At 46.0% G+C, this 1,512-nt stretch carries 1 protein-coding gene; it reads left to right on the top strand.

Annotation, left to right across the window (positions count from 1 at the left end):
• Positions 1-202 precede the first annotated feature (202 nt).
• Positions 203-1,512, top strand: a 1,310-nt coding sequence (locus G3T18_RS24645; protein WP_224413239.1) for an IS4 family transposase, incomplete at its 3' end; no start/stop codon positions are given.

Genomic DNA, 1,512 nt, shown 5'->3' on the forward strand with positions numbered 1-1,512 from the left:
CGAAGTGAGGGGGGTAAATCAAGTAAAATGTAAGGCAGAGGCGATCGCGTCGCCTGAGTCCGGCAAAGTAGGCGATCGCCCCAAAAAGCTCAAAAATGAGAGTCTAGATGAATAACCCAATTTTGATTCATGCTCAAAAAAATCCAGGAAAAGCCTTTGGCGACCCTCGTTTAGTCAAAAGGGGGCCTCATTGTACAAAGCAATGGAAGAGAATCAATCAGTAAACATTCGTCAAATCAGTGGCAATCGAGCCGAGCAAATCGGATACTATCGCTTCCTAGAAAACGAGAATGTCAGCCAATCGGAATTAGTTAAAAGTCTCTCAGACGCTTGCCAACAGCAAGTAGAAGGATTACACATCTTAGCCATTAGCGATAGTAGTGAAATCAACTTAAATGCTCATGCGGGTCGTCTTAAAGCTGAAGGTTTGGGAGTAGTAGGGAATAACCAAGATATAGGCTTTTTTATTCACCCAACCTTAGTCTTGAACGCCGAAAATGGATTTCCCTTGGGCTTAAGTAGTGTGCAGATTTGGAAGCGAGCCTTAGACCATGCCAATAAACATCAACGAAATTACAAAAGTTTGCCCATTGAAGACAAAGAATCTTACAAATGGCTCTTAGGTGCCGAACGCTCTCAAGACTGCCTCAAAGTGGGAGGAGCCAAGTTAATCACGCACATTGGAGACCGAGAAAGTGATTTGTATGAGGAATGGGCCACAGTTCCCGATGCTCAAACTCAGGTCTTAGTTCGAGTCCGTCAAGATCGCCGCTTGTTAGGTCAAGAGGCTTCACTTTATCAGTTTCTCGAGCAGCAACCGTGTCAAGGGACTTATGCCGTACAAGTCTTAGCTGACCCTCGCATTGGACGAACCGCACGAGAAGCTTGGTTATCGATTCGCATTGCTTGTGTCAAGATTCGACGACCAAAGAACTTATCGGCTCAAGATTATCCGACCAGTGTTAGTCTCTATGCGGTAGAGGCGAAGGAAATCAACCCTCCTGTTGGTCAAGCACCTATCCATTGGCGCTTATTGACCACTCATAAAGTTTTCAGTCTTGAACAAGCCCTCAAAATAATTGAATGGTATCGCTGGCGTTGGCGTATTGAGCAACTTTTCGCCACGCTCAAACAGTCGGGATTGAATGTTGAAGCCACTCAACTCGAATCCATTACAGCCATTGAGCGACTTACTATCTTGGCTTTGTCGGTGGCGGTGCGTATCCTACAACTGCTTATTGGTCGAGATTCTCCTGCACTTTCGGTGGATCTCGCTTTTAATGATGAACAACAACAGTGTCTCGAGCATCTTGCTCCTACTCTACAAGGATACACTCATAAACAACAAAATCCCTATAAGCGCTCTTCTCTAGCTTGGGCTAGTTGGCTAATTGCTCGTCTAGGGGGATGGTCGGGTTATCGCTCCCAACGTCCCCCAGGAATGCCCACTCTTATACAAGGTTTGCGGAAGTTTGACTCCCTCTTTCGGGGATGGAAACTTGCTCAGACTCC

Origin of the sequence: Oscillatoria salina IIICB1 (assembly GCF_020144665.1) — a bacterium.
In the GTDB taxonomy this organism is placed as follows: domain Bacteria; phylum Cyanobacteriota; class Cyanobacteriia; order Cyanobacteriales; family SIO1D9; genus IIICB1.